Genomic DNA, 21,603 nt, shown 5'->3' on the forward strand with positions numbered 1-21,603 from the left:
CTTCCAGCATTCTCACGGATCGCGGCAGCAAGACGGCCGCGAAACCGATCAATCTTCGACGTTGATGCTCGAAGCTTCGCGACCCTTCTGGCCCTCGACGACGCCGAGGGTGACCTGCTGGCCCTCGGCAAGCGATTCGAGGCCGGCGCGGGACAGAGCCGAGCGGTGGACGAACACGTCCTTGCCGCCGTCATTGACCGAGACGAAGCCGAAGCCCTTGGCGGGATCGTACCACTTCACGGTGCCGCTCATCTCGACCGACGGGCCGGAGGCTGCACGGCCACCGCCGCTGAAGCCGCCGCCGGCACCACCGCCGTAGCCGCCACCGCCGCCGTAACCACCGCCGCCACCACCGTAGCCGCCGCCACCGCCGAAGCGATCGCCGCCGAAACCGCCGGTGCGCGGGCGCATCTCACGCCGGGGCGCGGGCGCCTCGGCCGTGGACGTGTCGACGCTGGTGACGCTCGTGACCTGCGGACCCTTCTGGCCCTGCGCCGTGGTGACCGTCAGCCGGGTGCCCGGCATCAGGTCGGCGTGGCCAGCAGCCTCGACGGCGCGGATATGGAGGAAGGCATCGCCCGAACCGTCGCCGAGTTCGACGAAGCCGAAGCCCTTCTCCTTGTTGAACCACTTGACCGTCGCATCACGCTCCGGCCCGGTTGCCACCGGTGCCGCGCCGCCGCGGGCCGGGCCACGGTCGAAACCGCCACCGCCGAAACCGCCACCGCCGCCGCCACCACCGAAACCACCACCGCCGTATCCGCCGCTGGGGGGAGCCTGATCAGGCCATCTCGGCTCGCCAGCCTCGTCGAAGCCGCGCTTCTGCGGCCCCCTGAAATCACGACCACGTCCCATCGAAAGCTCGCAAAAACCGTCCGCCGCCCTGGTCTCGAATACCGCGTGCGCGCCATCCCAGACAGCCCACGCCCCGCACTATCATTACCCCCGGTCGCGGTAACCAAGAATAACGCCCCAGTCCTGACGCAATCGGGCCTTGACCGCAAGGACCTTCTTGGCCAAGACGCGCCGGTTTCGTTACTTTCTTGCGTTAAACAACGCAGGGCGACAGGACGGCTCGTCGCGGCGTTCGCCTTGCCGACGAGGGCGTTAGCGAAACGCAAAGGCTGTTCGGCTAGACTTGCGTCGCGCCCCGTAACGGCACCCGGCCATGATCGCGACCCCGACATTCCCCGATCTCTCGGCCCTCGTGGTGGACGAGAGCCTCTACATCCGGCGAATCGTGCGCGACATGCTCATGCGGGTCGGCATCAAGCGCGTGCTCGAAGCGCCGGACGGCGCCGAGGCCCTCGGGGTGCTGGCCGAGAGCAAGCCCGATATCAGCATCATCGATTGGGACCTCTCGATTCTGTCGGGGGAAGAGTTCATCCGTCTGGCCCGTACCCCGACCACCTCGCCCTGCCCGACCATTCCGATCATTCTGATGCTGGCCCAACCGCGCCGGAACGTGGTCGACCGCGCGGTGGCGCTGGGGGTCAACGAGATCATCGCGAAGCCGTTCTCGCCCAAGACCCTGTGGTCCCGGCTCGACGAAGTCATCAACCGGCCCCGCCCCTATTCGCAGGTGAAGAGCCTGCTGCGGCCGATCCCGCGCCGGACCAGCGCCATGAAGGCGGTCGCCTGAGTACGGTCTCGATCGGACGTTGCAGTTCCCGACCGACCCTGTAGGGTCTTTCACCAAGAATGGCCGAGCGCGACGCTCATGGCCGACCCGAAGGACCGACGGCCGCGCCGATGAGGGACGAGACCGCCGCGGCCGCGCCGTCCCGCCCATCGACCGGCGCAGCGCCGCTCCAGACTCCGGCCCCGCTGCCGGGCCGCGACCGGCGTCGCGTCGCCTACGCGGCGCTGGATCTCGGCACCAACAATTGCCGCCTGCTGATCGCCGAGCCGACCTTCAGCGGCTTCCGGGTGATCGACGCGTTCTCGCGCATCGTCCGGCTCGGTGAGGGTTTGGGCACCTCGGACCGGCTGAACGAGGCGGCGATCGAGCGGACCGTCGAGGCCCTGCGCATCTGCCGGACCAAGATGCAGACCAGGGGCGTCCGGCGCGCCAAGGTGATCGCCACCGAAGCCTGTCGCCTCGCGGTGAACGGCGCGGCCTTCGTCGACCGTGTCCGCCGCGGCGTCGGGCTCGATCTCGAGATCGTCGACCGGCAGACCGAGGCGTATCTGGCGGTCACCGGTTGCGCGGCGCTCGCCGACCCAGCGGCCGAATCCGTGGTGATCTTCGATATCGGCGGCGGCTCCACCGAGATCGCCTGGCTCGACGGCGAGGCCGCCAACCCATCCACCGATCCGACCCTGCGGATCCGCGCCTGGGATTCCCTGCCGGTGGGCGTGGTGACCCTGGCCGAGCGTCACGGCGGGGCCGAGGTGACCCGGCGCATGTTCGAGGGCATGGTCGAGGAGGTGGCGGAAAAGCTGTCCGCCTTCGCGATCCGCGCGGCGGCCGCGGCCACGGCGCCGCATTTCCACCTGCTCGGCACCTCCGGCACCGTGACGACCATTGCCGCCATGCACCTGCGCCTGGCGCGCTACGAGCGGCGGCGGGTCGACGGCTTGTGGATGAGCGACCACGAGGTCTCGACGGCGATCGACGACCTGCTCGACACCCGCCTGGAGCAGCGGGCCGACAATCCCTGCATCGGACGGGACCGAGCTGATCTGGTACTGGCGGGCTGCGCGATCCTGGAAGCGATCCGGCGGGCCTTCCCGTCGGACCGTCTGCGCATCGCCGACCGGGGCCTGCGCGAGGGATTGCTGATGAACATGATGCGGGAGGACGGCGTCTGGAACCGGAAGGCCGTTCGATGAGGATTCGGCGATGACGGACCGGCGCGGGGGCGCGGGCTCCACCGGGGGCGTGCGCGGCGACCTCAAGCAAAGGGTGAAGACCGGCCGCGGCCGGACCCTGTCGCAGAAGCGCTGGCTGGAGCGCCAGCTCAACGATCCCTACGTCGCCCGGGCCAAGCGCGAGGGCTATCGCTCGCGCGCGGCCTACAAGCTCATCGAGATCGACGAGCGCTACAAGCTGCTGCGGCCCGGCCAACGGGTGGTCGATCTCGGAGCAGCGCCCGGCGGCTGGTCGCAGGTCGCGGCGCGGATCGTCGGGGCCACGGGGCGGGTCGTGGGCATCGACCTGCTCGAGATCGAGCCGATGGCGGGCGTCGAGTTCATCACCCTCGACTTCCTCGATCCCGAGGCGCCGGACAAGCTGACGACGCTGCTCGGCGGCCCGGCCGACCTCGTCCTGTCCGACATGGCCGCCAACGCCACCGGGCACAAGAAGACCGACCACCTGCGGATCATCGGCCTGGCCGAGACCGCCGCCGAGTTCGCTCGGGAGATCCTGGCCCCGGGGGGCGCCTATCTGGCCAAGGTGCTGCAGGGCGGCACCGAGAACGCCCTGCTGGCCGACCTGAAGCGCGATTTTACCACCGTCCGCCATGTGAAGCCGGCGGCCAGCCGCTCCGATTCGAGCGAGCTCTACGTGCTAGCCACCGGCTATCGCAGCGTCGCCGCTCGAGCCGCGACGGCCGACGAGGCCTGACCCCGCCCCGATGCTGCTCGCGTGGGCGCTGTCGCTGGTCAATCCCGCGCCCCTGCGCCTGCGCCGCCTCGGCTACGTCCGCCAGAGCGGCCTGCTCCACGCCCGGTCGCGCCGCTGCCGCGCCGCCTGGGCGCCGCACCTGATGCGGGGGCGTGGCGTCATCCTGGCCGCCGCGGAGGCGACGGTGGGCCGGGGTTCGGCAGTGGTGCTGGGCTCCGGGCTCCTCGACGACGTGCCGCTCGACTCGCTGGTGCAGCTGTTCGACCGGGTGACCTTGGTGGACGCGGTGCATCCTTGGCCGGCGCGGCTCGCCGCCCGGCGGCACGGCAACGTCGCCCTCCTGACCGCCGAGATCACCGCCGGACTGACGGATCCTGACCTCGCGGGACTCTGCGCGGCCGCCGACCTGATCGTCTCGGCCAACCTCCTGTCGCAGCTGCCGATCGTCCCGATCGACGCCTTCGAGGCAAGGGGCCGGGAGGCGCCGCCGCGGCTCGGCACGCAGATTGTCGAGACCCATCTCGCCGCCCTCGACCGGTTGGCGGGCACCGTCGAGCGGATCTGCCTGATCACCGACACCGTCCAGCGTGTAGAGGACCGGGCCGGGCGGGTGACCGACAGCCTCGACCTGATGTGCGGCGTGATGCTGCCGCCGCCGGCCGAGGCCTGGGATTGGGAGCTCGCGCCGTTCGGCGAGGTCAGCCGGCGCCGCCGGCTGATCCATCGGGTCCACGCCTATCCGGATTGGCGCGCCGCCCGGGACTGATCGGCTTTCGGGTTGTGGGCCGACAGCGTCATTGCGAGCGGCGAGAAGCTGCCCAGGGCCGCGCGCGGTCCCGGAATGGAGGCGCATCGCGCGTTGCTTCGCGGGCGCTCGCAATGACGGCAAGCGGTGCGTTGAAAAGGCAAAAAGCCGCTCCGGTTGCCCGGCGCGGCTTTGTCTGACAGCGACGGCGCCCCGATTTACTCGGTCGGCGCGTCCTCGGTGGGCGTGCGCGCCTCACCCTCCTCCGGGGCGATCCCCTCGAAGCGCGGCCGGCGGCGGCGACGCGGCTTCACGGGCGCCTCTTCGGCAGCGGCCTCGGGGGCGGGGGTGGAAGCCGGCTGCTCGACCGGCGTCGTTGCGGCCACGGGGCGCGGCGGCGTCATCAGGAAAGCCGGCAGGCTCGCCGGATCCTCTGCGGTAACCGGAGCCGGGGCTGCCTCGCGACGGCGCTCGCGGCGCGGTGCGGGCTCGGCCTGACGTGGTGTCTCGGCGCGGGGGGCAGCCTCGCCCCGGGGCTCGGACCGACGCGGCGGACGCTCCTCCGAGCGAGCCTCGGCCCGGCTCTCCTGGGGCCGGTTCTCGGGCTGACGCGCTTCCGGCCGCGCGTTCTCGGAGCGCCCGGACTCGTAGCGGTTCTGGTCGCCGCGGGAATCCTGACGGTTGTCCTGGCGGTCCTGGCGATAATCCTGCCGGCCGTAATCCTGGCGCGCGTCCTGCCGGTTCTCTTGCCGACCGTCCTGCCGGTTATCCTGGCGCTCCTGCCGGTAGTCCGGGCGCTGATAATCCTGCCGCGGCGAATCCTGGCGCTGGTAGTCCTGCCGGGGCTGATCCTGCCGCCGGTAATCCTGCCGACCGTTGTTGTCGAACCGGCGCTGGTCCCGGTTCTGGAACCGGTCGCGGCCCTGCTGGCGGCCGTCCTGGTTCGGCTCCTGGCGCATCTCGTAGGGCTGAGGCTGCTGGCCGGGATCGTTGTCGTCGTAGCCGTTATAGGCGTGGCCGTTCGGGCCCGAGCCGTTGCCCTGGCCCTCGTCGTCACCCTCGTCCATCTCGTCGTCGTAGGCGCGACTGGCATAGCCCCCGGTATTGGCCGGGCGAGTCTGCTCCTGGGCGCCGGAGACGATCCGGAAATAGTGTTCGCCGTGCTGGAAATAGTTTTCGGCCGCAACGGGGTCGCCGGCCGCCTGCGCATCGCGGGCGAGCTGCGCGTACTTGTCGGCGATGTGCTGCGCCGTGCCGCGAATTTTGACGTCTGGGCCGTTGGATTCGTACGAGCGCGTCAGCGGATTCGGACCTTTCGGCCGGTTGCGGCCGCGCATCCGTCGATTCTGGTTTGGTCTCATCGGTCTTCAGTGACCCTCGTTCACGCAAACGACGTTCTTCGGGGCGTCCGGCGTCGATCTTCAGACGCGCTCCGGCCAAATGCACCCAGTGGAGCCGCACGTATGACCGCTCCGCGGTCCGCGCGTCTGCCTGACCATCCCTTAGCACCGCGCGCCCGGGCACAGACGCCAGAAACCAGTCGATTGTCAGGTTCGAGTGCTGTCGAACCGCCGCGCAGTCGCACGCGCGCTCAAGTCCAACGGTACGGGGGATCAGCGAACCAAGCGGCGACCAGAGATCGTCACCGACCTTACAGTCGTCCGTCTTAACGAACCGTTCGCGATCTTCAAGCGGAGTCTAGCGTTCCCAAGGAGATGCAACAAGCATTTTCTCAACGCACCGATCGTCGTTGCCGAGTTAGGCATCCGTGTGGCTGGAAGAAAGACCCGGTGAGAGGCTGAATGCCAGCACCCGGTCATGGCCCGCGAGATCCCGGGTGAGCCCGCGATCGGCGAAGCCAGCCCCGCGCGCGAGGGCGCGGACGGCATCGGCCTGGTCGTAGCCGATCTCGAACAGAAGCGTCCCGTGCGATGCCAGCAGCGCGCGCGCGCGCACGCCCTCTAGGATACGGCGGTAGGCGTCGAGCCCGTCCGGGCCGCCATCGAGGGCCGCGCGTGGATCGTACTGGCGGACGTCCCGGTCGAGATGCGCGATGACATCCTGCGCGATGTAGGGTGGGTTCGAGACCATGAGGTCGAAGCCGCCCCGAAGGGCATCGCACCAATCTCCCGCCACGAAGGCGGCCCGGCTGCCGACCCCGTTCGCCACGGCATTGTGATGCGCCACACGCAAGGCGCCCGGCGAGCGGTCGAGGCCGATCCCGAAAGCGTTCCGCAATTCGCTCAGGAGCGCCACCAGGATGCAGCCTGAGCCGGTGCCGAGGTCGAGGCAGCGCAGGGGCGCCGTCCGGTCCCGCACGGATGCCAGCGCCGTCTCGACGAGGATCTCGGTATCGGGGCGCGGGACCAGCGTCTCGGGCGCCAGCTGGAACGGCAGGCCCCAGAATTCCCAGGCGCCGAGGATGCGCGCCACCGGCTCGCCGGTGAGCCGCCGCGCCAGGGCGGCATCGAAGCGTCTCGCCTCGTCCGCGCCGAGGCTTTTGTCGCCATCGAGCAGGAGATCGCGGGATTCGAGGCCGAAGAGGCCCAGCATCAGGAAGCGCGCGTCCCCCGCGGCCTCCGCGATGCCGCCTTCGCTCAGCAATGCCGTGCCCCGGCGCAGGGCGGCGCGGCGCGACAGGCCCTGGCTGGTATCGCCCGTCACGGCGCCGCTCAGGCCATGCCCTCGGAGGCCAGCAATTCGGCCTGGTGCTCGGTGATCAGGGCGTCGACCACCTCGTCGAGCGCCGTACCGGCCATTACCTCCTCCAGCTTGTAGAGCGTCAGGTTGATGCGGTGGTCGGTCACCCGGCCCTGCGGGAAGTTGTAGGTGCGGATCCGCTCGCTGCGGTCGCCGGACCCGACCTGCGCGCGCCGGTCGGCGGCCCGGGCCGAATCCTTGGCGGTCCGCTCGGCGTCGTAGAGCCGGGCGCGCAGCAGGGCCATGGCGCGGGCCCGGTTCTTGTGCTGCGAGCGCTCCTCCTGGACGAACACCACGATGCCCGTGGGCAGGTGGGTGATGCGGATCGCCGACTCGGTCTTGTTGACATGCTGGCCGCCGGCGCCCTGGGCGCGCATCGTATCGATCTTCAGGTCGGCGTCGTTGACGACGATATCGACCTCTTCGGCCTCCGGCAGCACCGCCACGGTGGCCGCCGATGTATGGATGCGCCCCTGCGTCTCGGTGTTGGGCACCCGCTGCACCCGGTGGGCGCCGCTCTCGAACTTCAGGCGCGCGAACACTCCCTTGCCCTTCACCTCGGCCACGACCTCGCGGAAGCCGCCGACCGTGCCCTCGCTCTCGGAGATCACCTCGACCCGCCAGCCCTTCGACTCGGCGTATTTCGCGTACATCCGGAACAGGTCGCCGGCGAACAGGGCCGCCTCGTCGCCGCCGGTGCCGGCCCGGACCTCAAGGATCGCGCTCTTCTCGTCGGCGGCGTCCTTGGGCAGCAGCATGAGCTGGAGCGCCCGGTGGGTTTCTTCAAGCCGCTCCTGAGCCTCCGGCTTCTCGTCGGCCGCCAGGGCGCGCATCTCCGGATCGGTGCCCGGCTCGTCGATCATCGCCTCGAGATCCGCCAGGTTCGCGAGCGCAGCCCGGTACGTGCGGATCGCGTCCACCACGGGATCGAGGTCGGACAGCTCCCGCGACAGCTGGATCACGGACTCGGATTCACCCTCGCCCGTGGCGAGTCGCGCGGTGACGAATTCGTGCCGCGCCAGGATGGCGTCGAGGCGCTCGGTGGGAAAGGGGATCATCGCCCGTGTTTCTGCAGGTTTTGACGTCCGGCGTTCCGGGCCGGGCGGGGTCTCGTCTCAGGGGTGCGAGCGCGGGATCAGGGAACTGACCGACGCGGCGAGACAGGTCCCCTACCCAACACCGCTTCCCTTCGAGAGCGGAGGCCGCCGCGCATCGACCGAAATCGTCGTGGCTTTGCCGTACTACCCCGGCCGAACCTTCGGCAAGGGTCGCATGACGGGTTAGATAGGTACGCCGTGGGCATGCGCGAAGGCGGTGAGCGCCGGGCGCAGGGAATCGCCGTCCTGCATCCGGGCCATCTCGGTCTCGATCAGTTCCGAGACCGCGCCCGCATGGAGGCTCAGCACCATCGCCTTGACCGGGCCGATGGCGGCCGGAGACATCGAGAGGCTGCGGTAGCCGAGGCCGATCAGCGCCATGGCGTCGAGCGGCCGTCCGCCGATCTCCCCGCAGACGGTCACCGGGCAGCCGGCGGCATTGGCCCGTTCGGCGATCAGCCGAAACGCTCGCAGGGCCGCGACGCAGAGCGGATCGAACCGGTCGGCGACACGGCGGTTCTCGCGGTCGACCGCGAACAGGAACTGCATCAGGTCGTTCGAGCCGACGGAGAGAAAGTCGGCCTCCCGGGCGATCTCGTCGATCTGGAACAGGAGCGAAGGCACCTCAACCATCGCACCGAGGCGGCACTCGGTGGGCAGCTGGTAACCGTGGCGGCGCAGATAGGCCTTCTCGCGCTCGACGATGCCGCGGGCCCGCACGAACTCGTCCACGGTGGCGACCATCGGGAACATGATCTTGAGCGGGTCGCCGTCGGCAGCCTTCAGGAGCGCCCGCAACTGCATCCGGAGCAGGGCCGGCCGGTCGAGGCCGATCCGGATCGCCCGCCAGCCGAGCGCCGGGTTCTCCTCCTCGAGCTTGGCCATGTAGGGCAGGATCTTGTCGCCGCCGATATCGAGGGTCCGCACCGTGACGGGCTTGCCGGCCGAGGCGACGAACACCTTGCGGTAGAGCTCCTGCTGCTCCGCGGCCGACGGCATCCGCTGGGCGACCATGAACTGCAATTCGGTGCGGAACAGGCCGACGCCCTCGGCCCCGGTCTCGTGCAGATGGCTGAAATCGACCAGCAGGCCGGCATTGAGCTGCAGGGCCACCCGCACCCCGTCCCGGGTCTGGGCCGGCACGTCGCGCAGCGCGCGATACTGCTCCTGCCGGCGGGCGCGCAGCCGCACCATCTCGGCATAGGCGGCCTCGACCTCGGGGCCCGGCCGGACATGGACCTCGCCGGCCACACCATCGACGATGATGGCGTCGCCCGCATCGCACAGGGCCGAGGCGTTCTCGACCTCGCCCACTGCCGGGATGCCGAGCGCCCGGGCGACGATGGCGACGTGGCTGGTCGGCCCACCCTCCTCCAGCACGATGCCGCGCAGGGTCGAGGAATCGTAATCGAGCAGTGCCGCCGGGCCCATGGTGCGCGCCACCAGGATGGCATTCTCCGGCAGGACCACGATCCCGGCCGCCTCGGGGCCGATCAGGGCCCGCAGCAGCCGGTTGGCGAGATCGTCGAGATCGTGCAGGCGCTCGCGCAGATACGGGTCCGACTGGCGCATCATCCGGGCGCGATTGTCCGATTGCACCCGCTCGACCGCGGCCTCGGCGGTCAGGCCCGAGGCCACCGCCTCGCGCATCCGCCGGAGCCAGCCCTTGTCGTGGGCGAACATCCGGACGGTCTCCAGCACCTCGCGCGATTCGGCGGTGCCGATCCGGTCGCCGCGCTCGACCAGCGCGTCGATGGCCGAGCGGACCTCCTCGATCGCCGCGTCGAGCCGCGCGACCTCGCGCTCGACATTCTCGGCGATCAGCGTCTTCACCACGACGCGGGGCTCGTGGAGCACCACGTGCCCGAGGCCGATCCCGTCGGCCAGCGCAATGCCGCGCGCGACCACCGGGCGGCGGGCGGCGGTGCCGGCATCCGGCGCCAGGCCCTCCAGTTCGCCGGAGGCGATCATCTCCGAGAGCACCATCGCGGTGGTCTGGAGCGCCTCAATCTCCTCCTCGGAATAGACCCGGTAGGTCTTATTCTGGACGGTGAGCACGCCGAGCGTGTTGCCGGCCCGCAGCAGCGGCACGCCCAGGAAGGCGTGATACGCCTCTTCCCCGGTCTCCGGCCGGTACGAGAAGGCCGGGTGGTTCTGGGCGTCCGAGAGAGAGAGCGGCTCGGCGGTGCGGGCGATCAGGCCGACGAGGCCCTCGTCGGCGTGCATCCGCGTCAGGTGCACCGCCTCGCGGTTGAGACCTTCGGTGGCGAACAATTCGAGGGTGTTGTCGTCCCGCAGGACGTAGACCGAGCAGACCTCGGCGACCACATTGGCGGCGATCAGGACGACGATGCGGTCGAGGCGCGCTTGGGGGCTGACCGGCTCCGCCATCGCTTCGCGGAGGCGGCGCAGCAGCAGGCGCGGGCCTCCGGGCGCAGCGGGCATCGGTTCGTCGTTCCAACGTGGCGAGTGGCCTTGGCGTCGACCACCCTGCAACCTTGGCGCCACCATCGAAACGGAAGGCGCCCGATGGACCGTGCCGCATGCCCCAGAGCACCTCTGGGATCGGCGGACCGGCCCGTGACTGTTCTAGTTCAAGACACCCGATCCGCTCCTGGATCCCGCCCGATCGGACACGATTCCAGGCTTTAGTCCAAGTCCTTGTTTCAGCGCGCGCCCGTCACCGAACCAGCATCCGTTCCGGCCCCAGGGCGCGCTAATCTAGACCCTCTCAGGCTCAGGCCTGATCCAGGCCGTATAGCGAGTGAAGCGTGCGCACGGCAAGCTCCGTATAGGCCGCGTCGATCAGCACGGAGAACTTGATCTCCGAGGTGGTGATCGCGCGGATGTTGATGCCCTTCTCGGCCAGAGCCCGGAACGCCTTGGCGGCGACGCCGGCATGGCTGCGCATCCCGACGCCGATCGCCGAGACCTTGACCACGTCGGTCGCGCCCTCGATCTGCGCATAGCCGATCTGCGGGCTGGCCTGGTCGAGGATCGCGCGGGTACGCTCGTACTCGGCGGCCGGGACCGTGAAGGTCATGTCGGTGGTCGACTGGTCGCCCGACACGGTCTGGATGATCATGTCGACGTTGATGTTCGCGTCGGCGAGCGGCCCGAAGATGGCGGCGGCCACGCCGGGGCTGTCCTTGACCCGGCGCAGGGTGATCTGCGCCTCGTCCCGGGAGAACGCGATCCCGGTGATGATCTGCTGTTCCACGATGTCGTCCTCGTCGCAGATGAGGGTGCCAGGGCGCGCGGCGTCCGGCGGATCGAAGGAGGACCGGACCGTGGTCGGCACCCGGTGGACCATGGCGAGTTCCACCGAGCGGACCTGCAGCACCTTGGCGCCGAGCGACGCCATCTCCAGCATTTCTTCGAAGGTCACGCGCTCCATGCGCCGGGCCTTCGGCACGATCCGCGGATCGGTGGTGTAGACCCCGTCCACGTCCGTGTAGATGTCGCAGCGCTCGGCCTGGATCGCGGCCGCCACGGCCACCGCCGAGGTGTCCGAGCCGCCGCGCCCGAGGGTGGTCACCCGGCCGGTCTCGGCATGGATACCCTGGAAGCCGGCGATCACCGCGACCTCGCCCTTGGCGAAGCCCGCCTCGAGGTTCTTCGGGTCGATCTCGGCGATGCGGGCCGAGCCATGCGCGTCCGAGGTGACCACGGGGATCTGCCAGCCCTGCCAGGAGCGGGCCTTGAGGCCGTCCTTCTGCAGGGCGACCGCCAGCAGGCCGGCGGTGACCAACTCGCCCGAGGCCACGACGGCGTCGTACTCGCGCGGGTCGTAGAGCGCGTTGGCGTCCTTGACCCAGTCGACCAGCTCGTTGGTCTTGCCGGACATGGCCGACACGATCACGGCGACGTCGTAGCCGGCCGCGACCTCGCGGGCGACGTGGCGGGCCACGTTGCGGATGCGGTCGACGTTGGCGACGGACGTACCGCCGAATTTCATCACCAGACGGGGCATGTTGGTTCTTCGCGGGTTCCCGACGTCTGGGAGAGGGACCGCCCTGGCGGGCCTCGGACAGTGCCCGGCGGGTACAAGCGGCTCGTTGAGGTGTCAACAACCGCTCAGGCATGGCTCCGGCGTCGCGGCGACGGCCCTAGGTCAGGCGTGCTATGGCGACCCCGACAGGTCCCGCCGATAGCCCCGATCCGGATCGCGCGTCGAGCGCCCGGTGCTCGGGCATCGCCCGGACACGGCCGGCATCTTCTGGACGGAACGCGCATGGACAGGGCAGCCACGAACCCGGGGACGGGCGGATTCGTCGATCGCGGCGAGGTCGCGCGCTTCGACGCCCTCGCCGCCACCTGGTGGGACGAGGCGGGCCCGATGCGGGTGCTGCACCGCTTCAACCCGGTGCGGCTGGCCTATATCCGCGACGCGCTGTGCCGGCGCTTCGGCCGAAATCCGCAGACGCCCTTTCCGCTGGATGGTCTGACGATCTGCGACGTCGGCTGCGGCGGCGGTGTGCTGTCCGAGCCGCTCGCCCGGCTCGGCGCGAGAGTCACCGGCCTCGACCCGGCGGAGCAGAACATCGCGGTGGCGCGCGCCCACGCCGAGTCCGCCGGCGTGCCGGTGGATTACCGAGGTGAGACCATCGAGGCCGTGGTCGCCGCCGGCCAGACCTTCGACGCGGTGCTGATCATGGAGGTGATCGAGCACGTCGCGGACATGCCCGCCTTCGTGCGCACCGCCTGCGTGGCGGTGAAGCCCGGCGGCATGCTGTTCGGCGCGACCCTCAACCGGACGATGCGCTCCTTCGCGATGGCGATCGTCGGCGCCGAATACGTGCTCGGCTGGTTGCCGCGGGGCACGCACGACTGGGAGAAGTTCGTGACGCCGGAGGAATTCAGCCGCGCTATCCGGGCGGGCAGCCTCGACGTCACCGATACGATCGGCGTCGCCTACAACCCGCTCACCGACGGCTGGCGCACCAGCCGGGACAAGGCGGTGAACTACATGGTCGCGGCCGAGCGTCGGGCCTGAACCGGAGGCTCCTTCCTCGGTTGAGACCGCAGCGGAGACCCGAACCATGCTCGAGAAGATCCCCACCGCGGTGGGCGCGGTGCTGTCCGGCCTCAAGGCCGGGATGGAGAAGACCGCCTATCGCGCAGCCTTCGCTGACATTCCGGAGACGCTGCGGCTGACGAGCTCCGCCTTCGCGGACGGCGCCGACATCCCGGCACGCTTCACCGCGGATGGGCCCGGGACTTCGCCGCCGCTCGCCTGGGAGGGAATGCCGTCCGGGGCCTCGACCCTGGTCCTCCTGGTCGAGGATGCCGGCAGCCCGACGCCGCAACCGTTCGTTCACCTGATCGTGTGGAACCTGTCGATCACCGCCGGAAGCCTCGCGGAAGGGGCATTGCCGAGTCCGGATCAGGGGTCCAGCCGGCTCAGCCTCGGGCAGAACAGCTTCCTGCGATCCGAATGGCTCCCACCCGATCCGCCCGGCGGTCACGGGAGCCACGCCTACGTCTTCCAGCTCTACGCGCTTCGCGACGCTCTCGACCTTCCGGAAAATCCCGGCCGCTCCGCCCTGCTGGACGCGATGCGCGGCCACGTAATCGCAAAGGGACGGCTGATCGGCACCTACGCGCGAACCTGAGGCCGGGTATCGCGGCGCTTGGATTGGTCGGCGGCCAAAAGCCGTTCGCGGTGTACGGCCGGGCGCCGCACGTTACTGTGTCGACAAAATATCGCCTTGGCGATCAGAGACTTTCCTTCCGTTCAGGAGACGAGATCCGTGGGCGTCGATGCGTCGCCGAAGCGGCGGGACAGCGAGATCATCGCGCGCGCGCTCGCCGCGTCGAATGTCGGGACCTGGGAGTGGCGGATCGCCGACGACGTCGTGCGCTGCGATTCCGTCGCTGCCACGATGCTGGGCATTCCCCGGGCGGCGACCGGGCGGGGCACGACCTACGCCCTGTTCTTCGAACGGATCCATCCGCAGGACCGGCCGCGCATCGCCGCGATCGTCGGCGACCTGCAGCGTCACGGCGGCCTGTACGTCGCCCAGTACCGCGCCGTGATCGCGCCCGACGACGTGCGCTGGGTTCTGGCGCGCGGGCGCTTCGTCATGGGCTCGGACGGGATCGTGAGCGAGGCGCGCGGCATCGTCATCGACGTGACCGAGAGCAGCCGGGACGGTTTCCTCGACCCGGCCACCTTCTGCGCGATCGACGCCCCGGGCGGCGGGATCGACCGGGTTGCCGAGCTGGCGCTGGCACTGTTCACCGTGGCCGAAAGCCTGGCGGTCGACGATTTTGAGCGGCTGAAGCCGCTGATCGACGCGCTGCTGCATGAGATCGGCCGGCAGCTGGTCGTCACCGCCGCGGTGCCGGCCTCCGACAGCGTGCATTGAGCCGCCGCGCCTGCGACGCCTTGCCTTGCGGTGGCGAATCCTGATATGGCGGCGCCATCCCGCGATGCGTGTGCCGTGATCGCTGGACGCGACCTCGCGTCCTGCCTCGCGACCACGTTCCCGATCCCCCGTGAATGGACGGCCCACCCGGGCTCGAGAGACCGATGAAGATCCGTAATTCCCTCAAGTCCCTGCGCGGCCGTCACCGCGACAACCAGCTCGTGCGCCGCAAGGGCCGGGTCTACGTGATCAACAAGACCCAGAAGCGCTTCAAGGCCCGCCAGGGCTGAAGCCTGCGCCCGGCTTCGGTCGGGTCAGTCAACGCGAAAGCAGCCGCGCTCGTCCGGGTTGCGGCTGCTTTCGCGTGCGCGGCACCGCGGCACGTTGACGAGCCCCACACCCGCGCACACTCTGGGGCGATGAAGCCGACCCGTCTCCTCGCCGCCCTGGTCTGCCTGCCGGTCTTCGCGGCACCGATCGCCGCCGCGGCCCCGGATACGGGCCGGTCCGGCCGCCCGGCGCCCGAGGCGAAGCCGGCGCCCAAGCCCGTGAGCCTCGACGACCTGTTCGCGCGCCTGCGCGCCAGCGAGGATCCGGCCGAGGCGAAGGGCATCGCCAAGCTGATCGAGCGCCGCCTCGATGCCTCGGGCAGCCCGACCGCCGACCTGCTCACCGACCGCGCCCGGCAGGCCATCGCGGCCCACGACTTCCCCCTGGCGGCCGAGTTGATGGATCGGGTCACCGCCCTGGAGCCGAACTGGTCCGAGGGCTGGAACCGGCGCGCCACGGTGTTCTGGCTCCTGACCGACAAGGACGACGCCATCGCCGATTTGCGCCGCGCCCTGGTGCTGGAGCCGCGCCATTTCGAGGCCTGGGCCGCCATGGGGCGGATCTACGAATCCCTCGACGACAAGGCCCGGGCTCTGGCCGCCTTCCGCCGGGCCAAGGCGCTCTATCCGAAGATGGAGAAGATCGGCGAAGCGGTCGACCGCCTTGCCCCGGAGGTTGACGGCCGCGACTTGTGAGCCGGGTGGCCGCACTTCTCATCACGCTTCTCGCCCTCCCCTTCGCGATCCTGGGTCTCGTCCTCGCGCTCGGCGCGGTGGCGAGCCTGGTCATCGCCCTGCGGGCCGGCGCGGCGAATCCGCCGGCCGGGCCTTTCGTCGAGGTTGCCGGCGGACGGCTGGCGACCATCCAGGCCGGGCCGACCGACGGTCCTCCGGTGATCCTGCTGCACGGGGCCTCAGCCAACGCCTCCGACCCGATGGAGGGTTTCGGACGCCGTCTCGCCGAGAAGGGCTTCCGCGTCATCGCCTTCGACCGGCCGGGCTTCGGCTGGAGCGACCGCATCGCCGGGAGCGAGGCGGCCGCGCCTTCCGTCCAGGCGCGGATCATCGCCGAGGGGCTACAAAAGCTCGGCGTCGGCCCGGCAATGGTGTTCGGCCATTCCTGGGCCGGCGCGCTGGCCCTGGCGCTCGCCCTCGACCATCCCGCGCGGGTGTCGAGCCTCGTGCTCGCGGCGCCCGTGGCGATGCCGATGCCGGCGCAGATGCTGGTGCTGCCCTGGTACTGGCGTCTCGCGCTCAAGCCGCCGGTAGCCTGGCTACTGAGCCGCACGATCGGTCCGCCGCTGGCCCAGTCTTATCTCCCCGAGACAGCCAAGCGGGTCTTTCAGCCTCAGTCTGAAGTCCCCGGCTACGCGGAGGCCGTTCGCGCCGCCCTGGTGCTGCGGCCTGGAACCTTGCTCGCTAACGTGCAGGACCTCGTCGGCCTGCCCGCCGCTCTGGCGGCGCAGAGCCCGCGCTACGGCGACCTCCGCGTCCCGACCCTGGTGATCTCGGGCGCGGCCGATCCGATCGTCCGCAGCGAGACCCAGGCGGTCCCTCTGGCGAAGGCAATCCCCGGCGCGCGGCTCGTGCTGCTGCCGGGGATCGGCCACATGCTCCACTTCGTGGCGGCGGAGCGCCTGACCGACGAGATCGCCCGGTTCGCCGGCGAGCGGCGCGAGGCCGCTCCCCTCCTCAAGGAATAAACCTCACGCCTTCTCGGCGTGCTCCCGGGTGATGAAGGTCAGCCGCACGAGGTTCGTCGCACCGGGTGTGCCGAAGGGCAGGCCGGCCACCACGATCACCCGGTCGCCCACCGCGGCGAATTTCTCTCGGACGGCGAATTTGGCGGCGCGGAACGACATGTCGTCCACGTCGCTGGCATCCTTGGTGACAATCGGGTGCGTCCCCCAGGCGAGCGCCAGACGGCGGGCGGTCTCGCGCCGCGGCGTCAGGGCAATCACCGTGGCGTTCGGGCGCTCGCGCGACAGGCGCAGGGCGGTCGAGCCGGAATTGGTCCAGGCCATGATCGCGTCGAGGTTCAGGGCGTCGACCATCTGGTGAGCGGCCGCCGCGATGGCATCGGCGGCGGTCTCGTCCGGCGTTGCGCTCTGCGCCCGGATGATCGACCAGTAGACCGCGTCCCGCTCCACCTGCTCGGCGATGCGGTTCATCGTCTCTACGGCCCCGACCGGGAAGGCGCCCGACGCGCTCTCGGCCGAGAGCATCACCGCATCCGCGCCCTCGTAGACGGCGGTGGCCACGTCCGAGACCTCGGCGCGAGTCGGGACCGGCGCCGTGATCATCGATTCGAGCATCTGAGTCGCCACCACCACCGGCTTGCCGAAGCGGCGGGCGCTGCGGGTGATCCTTTTCTGCACGCCGGGCACCTGCTCCAGCGGCATCTCCACACCGAGATCGCCGCGGGCGACCATCAACCCGTCCGAGATCTCGATGATCTCGTCGAGCCGGGTCAGGGCCTGCGGCTTCTCGATCTTGGCCATGACCAGAGCGCGGCCGGCGCAGACCTTCTTGACCTCGGCCACGTCCTCGGGCCGCTGCACGAAGGAGACGGCGATCCAGTCGGCCCCGGCATTGAGGCCGGCATCGAGATCGGCTCGATCCTTCTCGGTCATCGCCGGAACCGGGATCACCGTGTGGGGCAGCGACACGCCCTTGCGGTTCGAGATCTTCCCGCCGACCTCGACCCGGGTCACCGCCCGGTTCTCCGAGGTCTCGAGGACGGTCAGCCGCAGCTTGCCGTCGTCCAGCAGGATCGCGTGGCCGGCCTCCAGGGCCTCCAAAATCTCCGGATGCGGCAGGTGGCAGCGTCCGGCATCGCCGGGCGTCGGGTCGCCGTCGAGCACGAAGGTCGCGCCCGTCTCCAGCATCACGGCGCCCTCCGCGAAGGTACCAAGCCGGAGCTTGGGGCCCTGCAGATCGACCAGAATGCCGATCGGGCGCTTGGCCTCACGCTCGATCGTCCGGATCGCCTCGACCTTCTCGGGCAGCTTCTCGCGCGGAAGGTGGCTCATATTGAGCCGGAACACGTCCACGCCCGCCCGAAACAGGCGTTCGATCATCTCCGGCGAGTCCGAGGCCGGCCCGAGGGTGGCGACGATCTTTGTACGGCGCGAGCGTTTCAAGCGTGATCCTCCGGGTGTTCCGCCGCGTCCGCGCGGGCTCGGCCCGCGACAGCGTCGGTTCGGTTCGTTGGGTGGCGGTGTAGGCATCCCGCCCGGGGCAGCGTCAAGGGCGCAGCGGCGCCCTCACGGCTTGGCCGGCGCGTCCGCCCGGTTGGGATCGGTGAGCTGGATGGTCCAGCTCTTCTGCTCACCGGTATCGACCTCGAAGAAACCGTTCCGGTCGTAGCCACGGGCGAGGCAATCCTCGACGCCGCGGATCGTGAACTCCGAATCGCGGGTGCACATCAGCGAGCGCCCGCTCCACTCGCCGCCGCGCGTGTAGTCGACCGCGAACACGTAGTAGAACCGCGCCGCCAACGCGCCCTTGAGCAGGGTCTCGCAGGCCTTGGGCGCCAGATCCCACCAGCCCTCCGTGACCCAGCCCTGCGGGTCCCGGTAGCCCAGCGAGATGCCGACCTTGCTGGCGGTCTGGTTGCACAGGCGCAGATCGGCCTTGGCGGGGCCGACGCCGAGCAGAGCGACGCCGACCCCCAGGACCACCGACAGCATGAGCGGCGACGCGGCTCCGCTCCGAGAATAACTACCCGACGAGGAGGATGCGGCAATCGTTGACATTGGTACGGGTCGGGCCGGGGTTCACGAGGTCGCCAAGAGCCGCGAAGAACGCGGTCGAGTCGTTCTGCGCCAGCATCGCGGCGGGGTCGAGGCCGGCGGCGCGGGCGCGGTCCAGGGTGGTCGGATCGACCAGGCCGCCGGCCGGGTCGGTGGCGAGGCCGCGCCCGCCATCGGTGCCGTCGGTGTCGGCGCTGATCCCGAAGATGCCGGGCTCGCCGTCGAGGGCCACCGCCAGCGCGAGGGCGTATTCCTGGTTCGGGCCGCCATGGCCCTCGCCCCGGATGGTCACGGTCAGCTCGCCCCCCGAGATCAGCGCGACGCGCTGGCCGAGGGCCTTGTAGCGCTTGGCCTCGCTGGCATGCACGGCGGCGACCTCCCTTGCCTCGCCTTCGAGGTCGGCGCCCAGCATGATCGGCTCGTAGCCCGCCTCCCGGGCGGCCGCGGCGGCAGCCTCCAGGGCGTCGATCGGCCGGGCAATGATCCGATACTCGGCCCGGGCGAAAGCGGGGTCGCCGGCCTTCGGGGTCTCGTTGTTCGGATCGTTCAGCAGCCGGATCGCCGTCTCCGGCAGCGGGATGCCCCGGCGCTCGCAGATCGCCCGGGCATCTGCCAGGGTCGAGGGATCGGGCACGGTCGGGCCCGAGGCGATCACCGCCGGATCGTCGAAGGGCACGTCGGAGATCGCGAGCGTCAGGACCCGCCGGGCGTTGCGGGCCGCCATGGCGAGCCGGCCACCCTTGATCCGGGAGATGTGCTTGCGGACGGTGTTGATCTCGCCGATCGGCGCGCCGGAGCGCAGCATCGCCCGGGTGATCGCCTGCTTCTCGGCGAGGGTCAGATCCCCGGCCGGGGCGATCCAGTTGGCCGAGCCGCCGCCCGAGAGCAGGACCAGCACCTCATCGTCGGGCCCCGCCTCGGTGGCGAGCCGCAGGGCCTCCTGGGTGGCGGCGATTCCGGCCTCGTCGGGGACCGGGTGGCCGGCCTCGACCATGTGGATGCCCGGCGCGTCCTGCCCGTAGCCGTGGCGGGCCACCGCGAGGCCGACGATCCGGTCGTCGCCCAGCCCGTGCTGCTGCCGGTAGAACCGGCTCGCCACCGCGCTCATGCTGCCCGCCGCCTTGCCGGCCGCCAGGATGATCAGGCGCCCCGGGCTCGGCGCCGGCAGGTGCGCGGGCAGGCACAGATCCGGATGAGCGGCGCGAATGCCCGCATACAGCAGGGTCTCGAGGAGTGCGCGCTGCTTGAGGATGGCAGGATCGGCGATGGGCGGGACGGTCTCGGGCATGGCGTCGGACGGGCTCCTCACTGTGATTTGCGCGTGCGATCCCCGCCCATTCGTTGGTGGGCGGCGGGCCCGTTTGTTGCCGTGAGCGCACGTTCTTTGATAGGCATCACGCCTTGTCAGGTGATCTGCCCGAGCCGCCGCCTCACGGCAAGCGCGATCGGCGCCGTCCCACAGATCCAACCCTCGGAGCCCCGTGACCCGTCCGGAGATCGAAGCGCGCCCCCCGGCCACGCACCCGTGCGAGATCATCCCGGGTGATCCCGCCTGCGGCCTCGTGATCGCCTGCGACCACGCCTCGAACTTCGTGCCCGCGGATATCGAGCTCGGCGTGCCGGAATCCGAGTTCGGCCGGCACATCGCCTACGATATCGGCGCGGCGGCGGTGACCCGGGGGCTCGCGGCCCGGCTGAGCGTGCCCGCGATCCTGACGAACTTCTCTCGCCTGATCATCGACCCGAACCGCGGCCGGTCCGACCCGACCCTGGTGATGCGCCTGTCCGACGGCGCCGTGGTGCCGGGCAACGCCCGGATCGACGAGGCCGGCAAGCAGGCCCGGATCGCGCGCTTCTACGCGCCGTTCGACGCGGCGATCGACCAAGCAGTCGCGGCCGCCGAGGCTGCCGGGCGCCCGCCGGTGATCCTGACCATGCACAGCTTCACGCCCTATTGGCGCGGCATCGCCCGGCCCTGGCAGGTCGGGATCCTGTACGACCGGGATGAGCGCTTCGCCCGGCCGCTGATCGAGGCGCTCGCGGCCGACCCGGCCGGGCTCACGGTCGGCGACAACCAGCCCTATGGCGGCGGCCTGCCGGGCGACACGATCGACCGCCACGCCACCGCCCGCCGCCTGCCCAACGCCCTGGTGGAGATCCGCCAGGACCTCATCGCCGGCGCGGCCGGCCAGGAGGAATGGGCCGAGCGCTTCGCCCGCATCCTGCGCCCGCTGATCGCGGCTTGATCCGGACGCGGCCGATCCCGAGATCCGTGCCGACGGCCCTTACCTGAAAGCGTTCCACGATGCCCGAGATCGACCCACAGACCCAGACCGAACTCGAAGCCGCGGTGTTCCGCCGGCTCGTGTCGCATCTGCGCAACCGCACCGACGTGCAGAATATCGACCTCATGAACCTGGCGGGCTTCTGCCGGAACTGCTTGTCGAACTGGCTCAAGGATGCCGCCGACGCGAAGGGCGTGCCGCTCACCAAGGACGAGAGCCGCGAGGCCGTGTACGGGATGCCCTACAGCGACTGGAAGGCGAAGCACCAGACGGAGGCGAGCCCCGAGCAGCAGGCGGGTTTTTCGGCGTCCCAGGCCAAGGATCACTGACCGGGCGAGAGGGGCGGCGAGAATCGGCTAAGCTTCCGGTAAGTTCGGCCCGTTAACCACCGGTCCAGGGCGCAACCGCGCCGCGCATCCCGGAGAGCCCCATGAACGCCCATTCGATGCCCACCGCAGCAGCCCAGCGGCCCGGCGGCGACGTCTCGTCGGCCGAGGGCGTGGCCGCCGACGAGCTGAAGCAGTTCATCGAGCGCTTGGAGCGCCTCGAGGAGGAGAAGGCCGGCATCATGGGCGACATCAAGGAGGTGTTCGCCGAATTGAAGGGCCGGGGCTTCGACGCGAAGGCGGTGCGCACGATCATCCGGATCCGCAAGCAGGATCACAGCGAGCGCCAGGAGCAGGAGGCGATCCTCGAGCTCTACATGCAGGCCCTCGGCATGGCGTAGCCCCGGCCGTTGCCGAGCCGGAT

At 70.3% G+C, this 21,603-nt stretch carries 22 protein-coding genes; 13 read left to right on the forward strand and 9 right to left on the reverse strand.

Annotated features, from left to right (window positions below):
* Positions 1-48 precede the first annotated feature (48 nt).
* On the reverse strand, positions 49-855 hold the full coding sequence (locus AKJ13_RS33060) for a cold shock domain-containing protein (protein ID WP_050732395.1): 807 nt from the start codon (positions 853-855) through the stop codon (positions 49-51).
* A gap of 313 nt (positions 856-1,168) precedes the next feature.
* Here AKJ13_RS33060 and AKJ13_RS05250 point away from each other — a divergent pair, with 313 nt between their 5' ends.
* From AKJ13_RS05250 to AKJ13_RS05265, 4 genes are all read left to right on the forward strand, one after another.
* Positions 1,169-1,642, forward strand: coding sequence for a response regulator (locus tag AKJ13_RS05250; RefSeq protein WP_007568119.1), 474 nt, complete (start codon positions 1,169-1,171; stop codon positions 1,640-1,642).
* Positions 1,643-1,752: 110 nt separating this feature from the next.
* Positions 1,753-2,835: a Ppx/GppA phosphatase family protein gene (locus AKJ13_RS05255; protein WP_050732396.1), complete on the forward strand. Its 1,083-nt coding sequence runs from the start codon at positions 1,753-1,755 to the stop codon at positions 2,833-2,835.
* Between the two features lie 10 nt (positions 2,836-2,845).
* Positions 2,846-3,571 carry an RlmE family RNA methyltransferase gene (locus tag AKJ13_RS05260; RefSeq protein ID WP_050732397.1) on the forward strand — a complete coding sequence of 242 codons (726 nt, stop codon included), beginning with the start codon at positions 2,846-2,848 and terminating at the stop codon, positions 3,569-3,571.
* A gap of 10 nt (positions 3,572-3,581) precedes the next feature.
* The gene (locus AKJ13_RS05265; RefSeq protein WP_050732398.1) at positions 3,582-4,337 is read left to right on the forward strand and encodes a hypothetical protein; all 756 of its coding nucleotides are present in this window, start codon (positions 3,582-3,584) and stop codon (positions 4,335-4,337) included.
* 197 nt (positions 4,338-4,534) lie between these two features.
* Here the strand turns inward: AKJ13_RS05265 and AKJ13_RS05270 are convergent, their stop codons facing one another.
* The 5 genes from AKJ13_RS05270 to AKJ13_RS05290 all read right to left on the reverse strand — a co-directional run bounded on the left by AKJ13_RS05270 (position 4,535) and on the right by AKJ13_RS05290 (position 12,086).
* Positions 4,535-5,653 (reverse strand): DUF4167 domain-containing protein, encoded by a 1,119-nt coding sequence (locus AKJ13_RS05270; protein WP_050732399.1) that lies wholly within the window; start codon positions 5,651-5,653, stop codon positions 4,535-4,537.
* Between the two features lie 421 nt (positions 5,654-6,074).
* Positions 6,075-6,980 carry a peptide chain release factor N(5)-glutamine methyltransferase gene (gene prmC / locus AKJ13_RS05275; protein WP_050732400.1) on the reverse strand — a complete coding sequence of 302 codons (906 nt, stop codon included), beginning with the start codon at positions 6,978-6,980 and terminating at the stop codon, positions 6,075-6,077.
* Between the two features lie 8 nt (positions 6,981-6,988).
* Positions 6,989-8,074: a peptide chain release factor 1 gene (gene prfA, locus AKJ13_RS05280; RefSeq protein ID WP_050732401.1), complete on the reverse strand. Its 1,086-nt coding sequence runs from the start codon at positions 8,072-8,074 to the stop codon at positions 6,989-6,991.
* A 222-nt stretch (positions 8,075-8,296) separates the two neighbouring features.
* On the reverse strand, positions 8,297-10,558 hold the full coding sequence (gene ptsP / locus AKJ13_RS05285; RefSeq protein ID WP_007568133.1) for a phosphoenolpyruvate--protein phosphotransferase: 2,262 nt from the start codon (positions 10,556-10,558) through the stop codon (positions 8,297-8,299).
* 292 nt (positions 10,559-10,850) lie between these two features.
* Complete coding sequence (locus AKJ13_RS05290) at positions 10,851-12,086, reverse strand: aspartate kinase (protein WP_050732402.1); 1,236 nt, start codon at positions 12,084-12,086, stop codon at positions 10,851-10,853.
* A 261-nt stretch (positions 12,087-12,347) separates the two neighbouring features.
* Between AKJ13_RS05290 and ubiG the strand changes: the two genes are divergently transcribed.
* The 6 genes from ubiG to AKJ13_RS05320 all read left to right on the forward strand — a co-directional run bounded on the left by ubiG (position 12,348) and on the right by AKJ13_RS05320 (position 16,516).
* Positions 12,348-13,109: a bifunctional 2-polyprenyl-6-hydroxyphenol methylase/3-demethylubiquinol 3-O-methyltransferase UbiG gene (gene ubiG / locus AKJ13_RS05295; protein WP_050732403.1), complete on the forward strand. Its 762-nt coding sequence runs from the start codon at positions 12,348-12,350 to the stop codon at positions 13,107-13,109.
* A gap of 46 nt (positions 13,110-13,155) precedes the next feature.
* Positions 13,156-13,728 (forward strand): YbhB/YbcL family Raf kinase inhibitor-like protein, encoded by a 573-nt coding sequence (locus AKJ13_RS05300; protein WP_050732404.1) that lies wholly within the window; start codon positions 13,156-13,158, stop codon positions 13,726-13,728.
* Positions 13,729-13,866: 138 nt separating this feature from the next.
* Positions 13,867-14,484, forward strand: a complete 618-nt coding sequence (locus tag AKJ13_RS05305; RefSeq protein WP_050732405.1) for a PAS domain-containing protein — start codon at positions 13,867-13,869, stop codon at positions 14,482-14,484.
* Between the two features lie 164 nt (positions 14,485-14,648).
* The gene (ykgO, locus tag AKJ13_RS05310) at positions 14,649-14,774 is read left to right on the forward strand and encodes a type B 50S ribosomal protein L36 (protein ID WP_003601867.1); all 126 of its coding nucleotides are present in this window, start codon (positions 14,649-14,651) and stop codon (positions 14,772-14,774) included.
* Between the two features lie 129 nt (positions 14,775-14,903).
* Positions 14,904-15,509 (forward strand): tetratricopeptide repeat protein, encoded by a 606-nt coding sequence (locus AKJ13_RS05315; protein ID WP_050732406.1) that lies wholly within the window; start codon positions 14,904-14,906, stop codon positions 15,507-15,509.
* Positions 15,506-16,516, forward strand: a complete 1,011-nt coding sequence (locus tag AKJ13_RS05320) for an alpha/beta hydrolase (protein WP_050732407.1) — start codon at positions 15,506-15,508, stop codon at positions 16,514-16,516. The genes AKJ13_RS05315 and AKJ13_RS05320 overlap by 4 nt, the downstream gene beginning before the upstream one ends.
* Before the next feature lie 3 nt (positions 16,517-16,519).
* Here AKJ13_RS05320 and pyk read toward each other — a convergent pair whose 3' ends face one another.
* The 3 genes from pyk to AKJ13_RS05335 form a co-directional block, all read right to left on the reverse strand.
* Positions 16,520-17,956, reverse strand: coding sequence for a pyruvate kinase (gene pyk, locus AKJ13_RS05325; protein ID WP_050732408.1), 1,437 nt, complete (start codon positions 17,954-17,956; stop codon positions 16,520-16,522).
* 123 nt (positions 17,957-18,079) lie between these two features.
* Positions 18,080-18,505 carry a DUF1036 domain-containing protein gene (locus AKJ13_RS05330; protein ID WP_144426187.1) on the reverse strand — a complete coding sequence of 142 codons (426 nt, stop codon included), beginning with the start codon at positions 18,503-18,505 and terminating at the stop codon, positions 18,080-18,082.
* Between the two features lie 31 nt (positions 18,506-18,536).
* A complete protein-coding gene (locus AKJ13_RS05335; RefSeq protein ID WP_050732410.1) occupies positions 18,537-19,856 on the reverse strand; it encodes a glycerate kinase in 1,320 nt (439 codons plus the stop codon).
* Between the two features lie 193 nt (positions 19,857-20,049).
* On the opposite strand from AKJ13_RS05335, the gene AKJ13_RS05340 reads away from it, so the two are divergent.
* The 3 genes from AKJ13_RS05340 (at position 20,050) to AKJ13_RS05350 (ending at position 21,580) form a co-directional block, all read left to right on the forward strand.
* Positions 20,050-20,814, forward strand: a complete 765-nt coding sequence (locus tag AKJ13_RS05340) for an N-formylglutamate amidohydrolase (protein ID WP_050732411.1) — start codon at positions 20,050-20,052, stop codon at positions 20,812-20,814.
* A gap of 59 nt (positions 20,815-20,873) precedes the next feature.
* Positions 20,874-21,182 carry a DUF1244 domain-containing protein gene (locus AKJ13_RS05345; protein ID WP_050732412.1) on the forward strand — a complete coding sequence of 103 codons (309 nt, stop codon included), beginning with the start codon at positions 20,874-20,876 and terminating at the stop codon, positions 21,180-21,182.
* Positions 21,183-21,298: 116 nt separating this feature from the next.
* Positions 21,299-21,580 (forward strand): DUF2312 domain-containing protein, encoded by a 282-nt coding sequence (locus AKJ13_RS05350; RefSeq protein ID WP_039904239.1) that lies wholly within the window; start codon positions 21,299-21,301, stop codon positions 21,578-21,580.
* The last annotated feature ends 23 nt before the right edge of the window (positions 21,581-21,603 follow it).

This window comes from Methylobacterium sp. ARG-1, from assembly GCF_001262595.1.
GTDB lineage: Bacteria > Pseudomonadota > Alphaproteobacteria > Rhizobiales > Beijerinckiaceae > Methylobacterium > Methylobacterium brachiatum.

Coding starts and splice junctions, on each gene's coding strand:
- AKJ13_RS33060 (WP_050732395.1), bottom strand. CDS start 855: ATGGGACGTGGTCGTGATTTCAGGGGGCCGCAGAAGCGCGGCTTCGAC.
- AKJ13_RS05250 (WP_007568119.1), top strand. CDS start 1,169: ATGATCGCGACCCCGACATTCCCCGATCTCTCGGCCCTCGTGGTGGAC.
- AKJ13_RS05255 (WP_050732396.1), top strand. CDS start 1,753: ATGAGGGACGAGACCGCCGCGGCCGCGCCGTCCCGCCCATCGACCGGC.
- AKJ13_RS05260 (WP_050732397.1), top strand. CDS start 2,846: ATGACGGACCGGCGCGGGGGCGCGGGCTCCACCGGGGGCGTGCGCGGC.
- AKJ13_RS05265 (WP_050732398.1), top strand. CDS start 3,582: ATGCTGCTCGCGTGGGCGCTGTCGCTGGTCAATCCCGCGCCCCTGCGC.
- AKJ13_RS05270 (WP_050732399.1), bottom strand. CDS start 5,653: ATGCGCGGCCGCAACCGGCCGAAAGGTCCGAATCCGCTGACGCGCTCG.
- prfA (WP_050732401.1), bottom strand. CDS start 8,074: ATGATCCCCTTTCCCACCGAGCGCCTCGACGCCATCCTGGCGCGGCAC.
- ptsP (WP_007568133.1), bottom strand. CDS start 10,558: ATGCCCGCTGCGCCCGGAGGCCCGCGCCTGCTGCTGCGCCGCCTCCGC.
- AKJ13_RS05290 (WP_050732402.1), bottom strand. CDS start 12,086: ATGCCCCGTCTGGTGATGAAATTCGGCGGTACGTCCGTCGCCAACGTC.
- ubiG (WP_050732403.1), top strand. CDS start 12,348: ATGGACAGGGCAGCCACGAACCCGGGGACGGGCGGATTCGTCGATCGC.
- AKJ13_RS05300 (WP_050732404.1), top strand. CDS start 13,156: ATGCTCGAGAAGATCCCCACCGCGGTGGGCGCGGTGCTGTCCGGCCTC.
- ykgO (WP_003601867.1), top strand. CDS start 14,649: ATGAAGATCCGTAATTCCCTCAAGTCCCTGCGCGGCCGTCACCGCGAC.
- AKJ13_RS05315 (WP_050732406.1), top strand. CDS start 14,904: ATGAAGCCGACCCGTCTCCTCGCCGCCCTGGTCTGCCTGCCGGTCTTC.
- AKJ13_RS05330 (WP_144426187.1), bottom strand. CDS start 18,505: ATGCTGTCGGTGGTCCTGGGGGTCGGCGTCGCTCTGCTCGGCGTCGGC.
- AKJ13_RS05335 (WP_050732410.1), bottom strand. CDS start 19,856: ATGCCCGAGACCGTCCCGCCCATCGCCGATCCTGCCATCCTCAAGCAG.
- AKJ13_RS05345 (WP_050732412.1), top strand. CDS start 20,874: ATGCCCGAGATCGACCCACAGACCCAGACCGAACTCGAAGCCGCGGTG.
- AKJ13_RS05350 (WP_039904239.1), top strand. CDS start 21,299: ATGCCCACCGCAGCAGCCCAGCGGCCCGGCGGCGACGTCTCGTCGGCC.